The sequence below is a fragment of the Xenorhabdus mauleonii genome (assembly GCF_900113945.1).
GTDB classification, from domain to species: Bacteria; Pseudomonadota; Gammaproteobacteria; order Enterobacterales; family Enterobacteriaceae; genus Xenorhabdus; species Xenorhabdus mauleonii.
In genome coordinates, this window is sequence record NZ_FORG01000008.1 from 170430 (window position 1) to 178279 (window position 7850).

Consider the following 7850-nt stretch of genomic DNA (forward strand, 5'->3'; position numbering starts at 1 on the left):
AATACCATGTTAATCGGTGATTATGAGGTGTATGCCCCCCATATTTTGGGGGGAAACGCCAATGAAACTGAAATGTTGGGGGCCGCGACCTGGCTTTGGATGCAGTCACCCCTGCACCAGAACGCCCCTTTGATAGCCTTGTCCACGCTGTTATTGCCCGTGATTAAAGCCGAACAGTACGTTTTGGTCGCCCATAACGGGCAGCCTGTTTTTTACCTGAGTTATGCGTTTTTCGATGAGGAAAACGAACATCGTTATCTGACACAAGATGATAACGCCCGTCTTTATCAACAAGTAAATAGCGGCAATCGACTCTGGTTTTTAGAGTGGATGACGCCGTTCGGCCATAGCCGTGACATGGCGAACTTGCTTCGGCGCGAAATTTTTCCTTATCACTGTTACCGCGCCCTGTATCACAAAGGCAGTGAACGCGGCGGCGCGCGCGTTCTCCAGTTCAGGGGACGGGGTGTCAGCCGTCAACAGGCGGCTCATTGGTGGCATGACCATCCCCTTACACATGAATTTCCCGCAAGAGACTCTTCACGATGAACAAACATTTTTACCGAGTGATTTTTAATAAAGCCCGCCAAATGCTGATGGTTGTTGCGGATATTGGTCGTAGCCATACGGCAGGGCAAACACGCGGTGGAATGTCTGGATCGACATCGTTGATCACCCGTGTTTCCCTGACGCCGTTAGTCTTTGGTATTTCGCTGGCATTGGGGCTGGTCAGTCCTTCCGTACAGGCACGCATTGTTGCCGACAATAATGCCCCGGGGACACAGCAACCTACCGTCATTTCGGCGGCCAATGGCGTCGCTCAAGTCAATATTCAGACGCCCAACAGTGATGGCGTGTCCCGTAACCAATACAGCCAGTTTGATGTAGAACAGCGTGGCGCCATTCTCAACAACAGTGGGGTTAACACAAAAACGGAACTGGGAGGATTGATTACAGGGAACCCGTGGCTGGCGCAGGGAGAAGCCCAAATCATCTTAAATGAGGTGAACAGCCGGGATCCGAGTCAGTTGAATGGGTTTATTGAGGTGGCGGGCAAGCGGGCCGATGTGATTATTGCTAACCCGGCGGGGATTACCTGTCACGGTTGCGGTTTTATTAATGCCAGCCAAACCACATTGGCAGCAGGCCAGACCATTCTGGAAAATGGCCGCCTGAAAGGGTTTGAGGTGGGAAACGGTATCCTGACCGTTGACGGCAAGGGACTGAACGATACCCAGAGCGATTACACCCGCCTGATTGCCCGAGCCGTGAATATCAACGGCAAATTACACGCCCAGGATTTGACGGTCACGATCGGACGCAACCAAGTTGATGCACAGGGCAATGTTGTTCAGGTGCGTGGGGGAGACAGCCAAAATAAACCGGCATTCAGTCTGGATGTGGCAGCTATTGGCGGCATGTATGCCAATAAAATTAAACTGGTCGGCACCGAACAGGGCGTGGGCGTTCGTAACGCGGGGCAACTTGGAGCACTGGCGGGCAATCTGACGCTCAATAATAACGGGCAACTCAGTAACAGTGGCATGATAACGGCGTCAGCCGATATGGATCTCCAAAATCAGAGCAATCTCACTAATCAGGGTGAGATGACGGCGGGACAGGACATGAAAATCTATGCCCGTAATCATCTGGATAACCAAGGGCGGATCAAAACCGGCCGGCATCTGGATATCCAGAGTGCTGCCTTGGATAACCATGAAAATGGGGTATTAGCCGCCGGTGTTGACAGTGACGACAAACTGACACAACGGGGAAATTTCACGCTCAATAGTCAGGGTAAACTGTCCAATCAAGGCACCATCGCCGCCTCGGACGATATTACGCTCGAAAACCAGAAAGATTTTCTCAATCAAGGCAAAATTATTGCTGGTCGGGATACCACCCTAAAAACCCGTGATCATTTTATCCACCAAGGCCAGATATTGACCGGTCGTCATTTCAGCAGCCAGAGCAATACATTCGACAGTCAGACAGGCAGCATATTGGCAGCGGGGGTTGACCGTGACGGAAAACCAACCCAGACGGGTAACCTGACGGTTAACGCCCGTGAAACCGCGTCACTGCATGGTCACAATTTAGCGTCTGATACGCTATCTGTGGAGGCAAAAAACATCTCACTCAGGGGCAGCCAGACAGAAGGCAATGACCTGACGCTGACCTCAGCGACCCGGCTGGATCTACAGGACGCCTACCTCAGTGCAAACAAGGCGATGACTTTATCCGCACCGGAATTGATTGATAATCAGCGCGGCGAATTGAATGCAGAAACGCTGGTACTCAACAGCCAACAGTTACTGAATAACGCAGGACGCATTACCCAGACCGGACAACATGCTCTCCGGTTGGAGCACGCTGCTGGTATTGAAAACAATGGCGGAACAATTGCATCAAACGGGCAAGATTTAATCGTTAAGGCCAAGATGGTAGCGAACCAAAAAGGCACACTGGCGCATGCCGGCTCCGGGGTATTTTCAGTGGAGACGGCTGACTTTCAGGGAAAGGACGGTCGTTTAATCTCTGACGGGGCGCTTAAACTGTCTGGCGGTCGTTATCAATTAAGTCGGGGGAGCGTATCGGCGCAGAGAATAACGGCGGATATCCAGTCCCTCGACAATCGCCTGGGAAAAATGATCCAGAGTGGGAAAAATACTCTCACCTTGGCGATCCAGCAGGGGCTGGACAATCGCAGCGGCACAATATCTGCCAATGGAACGATCGATATCCGAGCCGATAGTCTGGTGAATAATACCCTTACGGAAAGTGAACTCGGGAAAGAAGACGTTCTGACAAACGAAGAACTCAGTCATGCACAGGGGAAAATTGTCGCGGCTGAGGATGGTCGGCTGCAGATAAACGTAAAAAATGACATGAATAATGATGCGGGGCAATTACGGGCTTCAGATTCGGTGACAATATCGGCCTCAGCCATCCATAACCAGAAGGGTCGTATTAGTTCCTCGGGCGGGGATATCGCGCTGACCACGGGGCAGCTCAATAATGAAAAAGGCCAGATAAAGGCAGGCGATGTTGATATCAACACGGGGAGCCATCAACTGAATAATACCGCCGGACAGGTGGCAGCCGAACGCCGTATGACCCTGCAAACCGGTGAACTTCTTAACCAAGGCGGCTTGATTCAAAGTGGGCAGGCATTGACCATCAATACACACGGGGAGCACTTAGATAACCGGAATACACATCTTTCCGGTGGGGTGTTCAGTCAGGGCGCGATAAACCTGACGGTGGGCAGACTCAGTAATCAGTCCGGTCACATTGGCAGCGGTGGCGACTTGACTTTGATCGGGGAGGATGTAGCTAACCAGCAAGGGCAGATCCTGGGAGAAAAAAACACATCGCTGACCGTGGCGGGGCTGAACAACAATCACGGCTTGCTGCAAAGCGGTGGTCAATTGACGTTGAACGCGCAATCCGTGCTTAATCGCAACAGTGACCTTCAACAAGGGATTACCAGTAAACAGGCGATGATCCTGAATACCCAAGCGCTGGATAACGAGCAGGGAGTGATGGTGTCGGCGGATAAACTTCAAGTCAAAACGGCACAGATGAACAACCGGCAGGGCATCATGAAGGCGCAGGCGACCCTCAATCTGATCAGTCTGGGGCTGGATAACCAGTTTGGCCGGATTGAATCCGAACAGGCGTTGTTTATCGATACACAAGGAAAAACGCTGTCCAATGCTGATGGGAAATTAAACAGTCAGGGGCGGTTGACAGTGCGCAGTGGCGATTTGGATAACCGCAGGGGCGTATTGCACGGTCAGTCAGGGGTAGACGTCGAGGTTAATCAACTGGATAACCGAGAAAAGGGTAAACTTCTGAGTGAGGCTGATCTCAAGCTTGAGGCTGATAAGGTCTGGAATCAACAGGGGCAGATAGAGGCACTGAACCACCTGAATATGACGGTGAAAGCGACACCTGTCAATCAGGATGAGATCACTTTCGATAACCGCCGTGGTCTGCTGCGCAGTGGGGGCAACATTGATCTGTCTGCGCATCACATCAATAACACGGATACCCGGCAATCCGATCAGGGCATTGAAGGGCAAGTGCTAAATATCAGCGGGAATATCCTGAATAATACACAGGGACAATTGCTCGCCACAGAAAATGCGAATTTGTCGCTGCAATCGGTATTGAATAACCGTCAGGGGCAGATGCAGGCTAATCAGATATTTAAAGCACGCGGAAAAGCACTGACCGTAATAAATACGCAAGGGGATATCAAAGCAGGGCAAGATCTGGTCATGGAGGCAGACTCCCTGAGCGGTGACGGCAAACTTCGGTCACTTGGCGATATTACCCTCAATCTGCTTAAAGGCTTTACCTTGAGCGGCGAAATCATTGCCAATGGTCAACTGATGCTCACCAGTCAGGGTGATATCACGAACCACAATACCATCAGCGCGGCAACTTTATTGGGGCATGCAGCCAACCTGACCAATGGCGCCACCGGTAAAATACTGGGGCAACATCAGCAGTGGACAGTTCAAAACACAGTGAATAACCGCGGACTGATAGACGGCTCCGAAACTTACCTGAAAACGGCACAGTTGACCAATCAGGGCACTGGGCGCATTTATGGCGACCATATTGCATTGGATACCCACAGGCTCGATAACCTGGCAGACAAGGAAAAGTCGGCCGTGATCGCGGCGCGTCATCGGCTGGATATCGGCACAAATGAGCTTAACAACACAACGCACAGCTTAATTTACAGTGACGGAGACTTGTCCATTGGCGGGCAACTCGACAGTCAGTATCGTGCTGCGGGTAAGGGCCAGGTTATCAATAACCACAGTGCCAGTATTGAAGCCGTCGGGGTTATGCGGCTGGCAATGGAAAAAATCAATAACGTTAATGACCATTTCAGCATGGAAAGGCAGTTTATCTCACAAGAGCCGGTTAAGGAATATCAGGTCAGGGGCACTCGTTATAATGTCAAAGACCATAAGATAACTATCGATAATGATGAAGTGGATCATGCCTGTGTCGATGATATGGAATGCCGTGATAGCTTTCAGTTGTACCAATACACCCGGACAATAGAGGAATCCCGGGTAAAAGAAACCGATCCGGCGAAAATTCTGGCCGGTAAAAGCCTGAACATTGATACGACCGTACTGACCAACGATAAAAGTCAGGTTGTTGCTGGGGGCTGTCTTACCGTGACCGGTGGAAAAATCGACAACATTGATGTGCAGGGAGAACGGTATGTGACGGATAAAGGCCGGATTGAATATTTTTGGCGTATTCGTAAAAAAGGCCGTCATGATAATCAGGGCTGGAGTTCAGAGCGTTATGAACCCAACACAGAAATCCATGCCATCACACTCACTCCGGGCACCGTTGAAGCACAGCAAGGCAATATTGAACTGAATGGCCAGCATCCGGGAGCGTATCAGGGAGAACAGGCACAAATTAATGCCATCACCCGTTCGCCCGTCAATGCCCGTTTTGCCAATGAGGACGTGGCGGTATCTGATGCGGTATTAAGAGCGCCCCAACGTGTGGAGATCGCGAGTTCGGAGCCGGTTGCCATCGGCGAAAAACCTGTAGTGATCCGAACAGAAGTCCCGCATTACCGTTTGCCGGATAACAGCTTATTTAAAGTGAAGCTGCCATTGTCTGAACACATTGGTAACACGTTTGTTGTACCGGAACCGGAAAATCAGGTCTTGGTTGAAACCGATCCGCAGTTTACCCAACAGAAAAAATGGTTGGGTACTGACTATATGCAGCAAGCATTGCAGACCGATCACAATTATATGCATAAACGCTTGGGGGACGGGTTTTATGAACAGCGTCTGGTGCGTGAGCAAATCACGGATCTGACCGGAAAACGGTATTTGCCCGGTTACCAGAATGATGAAGAACAGTTTAAGGCGTTGATGAATGCTGGGTTGCGTGCCCAGAAAACTTTTAATTTGAAACCCGGAATCGCACTCAGCGCCGAACAAATGGCCCAATTGACCGAAGATATGGTGTGGTTGGTCGAAACTAATGTGACCCTGCCGGATGGCAGCCAACAAACGGTACTGGTGCCGCAGGTGTATATCCGTACTCAAGGCGGAACACTGGATGGCACCGGTGCTTTACTGAGCGGCAGTCGGGTTAATCTGCACTTGTCCGGTGATTTGCTGAATCAGGGGAGAATTGTCGGTCAAGAGCTCAGATTGTCAGCTGACAATATCCGCAATCAGAGCGGTCATATGCAGGGGGATGACCTGTCTTTGCTGTCACGAACTGATCTGATACAACGGGGAGGTTCCATTCATGCCGATAAGTCGCTGGTGATACAGGCCGGGAATAATGTTGATATCGCCAGCACCATGCGTTCGGGCGAAAATCAGGCCGGCAGCGGCCGTTTCAGTTCAACCTATGTGGATAATGTGGCCAGTATCTATGTGCAGGGTGACGATGGCAAACTGCATCTTCAGGCCGGAAACGATATTAACCTGTCTGCGGCGCAATTGGTGACGCAAGGGAAACACAGTGAGATCCGACTGGACGCCGGACGGGATATTCAACTTGGTACCGCGAAAACGGCCCGTTATGAACACACCGAGGTGGGACGTGATCACCGTGTGACCAAAACCGCTGCCGATGAAGTCGGTACAGCGGTGCAGGGGGCCGGCCAAATTAAGATGCAGTCAGGGCGTGATGTTCAACTTCGCGCGGCGGAGGTGACCGCAGGCGGTAAGCTACATCTTGGTGCCGGTCGTGATGTGACGGTGTCGGCAGGCAAACAACAGCAAACCCATGATGAATATCACAAGGTCAAGGGCAGTAATAGCCTGGTGTCGTCAAAAACCACGACGACCCAGTTCCAATATGACCGCCAACAGGCTCGGAGCAGTACCCTGAGTGGCGATGCCGTTAAAGTCGAGGCAGGAAACGACATCACCGTGGGTGGCAGTAATGTGGTCGGTACACAGGATGTCACTCTAAATGCGGGCCATAACCTGAACATCACCACCGTTGAAGAGAAAAATCACGAATTTTATCAACAGGAAGAGAAAAAATCGGGTTTGATGGGCACGGGCGGCATTGGGTTTACGGTGGGCGGTTCGACATTCAAACAATCCACTGACAGTGATGCTGTGCAGCATAAAGGCAGTACCGTCGGCAGCAGTAACGGCCATGTTTCCCTGAGTGCGAATAATCAAGCGAGTGTGCACGGCAGCGATGTGGTGGCGGGGAAGGATCTGGATATTCAGGGTAAAGATGTGGTGCTCTCCGCTGCAAAAAACACCCATACCGAACTGAGCAAAACCGAACAGAAACAATCGGGCCTGACACTGGCACTGTCCGGGGCGGTCGGGAGTGCGCTGAATACAGCAGTACAAACGGCCAATGACGCAAAAGACACGCAAGACAGCCGGCTGAAAGCGTTGAAAAACACCCAAGTAGCATTATCGGGTGTCCAAGGCTATCAAGCATACCAACTCAGTGAAGCGAATTCAGCCAAAGCGGACGCCATTAACCAAGCGGGCGGTAAGGCGAAAAAACCGGATGATACCATTGGCATTCAGCTCTCTTACGGCAGTCAGGCGTCGAAATCCGAAACCCGGGTGGATACCATCGACTCGCAGGGCAGTAACCTGAATGCGGGGCGGGACATTCGTATCACCGCCACCGGGGATAAGGCGGAGAAAAACAGCGGCAATATCCATATTCAGGGCAGTGGCCTGAAAGCGGGGCATGATGTTGCATTGGACGCGAAACAGGATATCGTCCTTGAATCTGCGGAAAATACCCAGACTACCCGTGGCAAAAACAGCAGTCAGGGCGGCAGCGTGGGTGTTGGG

2 protein-coding genes are annotated in these 7850 nt (G+C 51.4%); both read left to right on the forward strand.

Annotated features, from left to right (window positions below; translation table 11 throughout):
• The first annotated feature begins 6 nt into the window (after positions 1-6).
• Positions 7-549, forward strand: coding sequence for a toxin-activating lysine-acyltransferase (locus tag BM100_RS10305; RefSeq protein WP_092510599.1), 543 nt, complete (start codon positions 7-9; stop codon positions 547-549).
• Positions 546-7850 (forward strand): two-partner secretion domain-containing protein (locus tag BM100_RS10310; protein ID WP_092510601.1); only part of this gene is annotated, 7305 nt, incomplete at its 3' end. The genes BM100_RS10305 and BM100_RS10310, both read left to right, overlap by 4 nt.